At 60.1% G+C, this 268-nt stretch carries 1 protein-coding gene; it reads left to right on the top strand.

Features of this window, described 5'->3' with window-relative positions:
* A partial coding sequence (locus NC856_RS17750; protein WP_264091717.1) for an immunoglobulin-like domain-containing protein occupies positions 1-268 on the top strand: 268 nt, incomplete at both ends.

Below are 268 nucleotides of genomic sequence, written 5' to 3'. Positions count from 1 at the left end.
CCATCACCTTTGCCGCCAACAGCGCGGTTGGCACCTCAACCGCCTTTGCGGTGCAGGGCGATGATGCCTATCAGGACAGTGAAAGTTACACCGTGAGTGTAACCGACAGTGGCGCGCATAACTTTGAACAACTGGACAGCAGCGACACCGCAACCGTCACCGTGACGGATACGGTCGATACCACTGCCATCACCCTGAGTTCGGATAATCAGGTGACCGAAGGCAGCGCCTTTACCGTCACCGCCACCGTGGGCGCGCCGGTCACCGG

Source organism: Brenneria izbisi (assembly GCF_025840185.1).
GTDB classification, from domain to species: Bacteria; Pseudomonadota; Gammaproteobacteria; order Enterobacterales; family Enterobacteriaceae; genus Brenneria; species Brenneria izbisi.
Note: the sequence above shows the minus strand (reverse complement) of the source record. Positions and strands in the feature narration are given on the sequence as shown.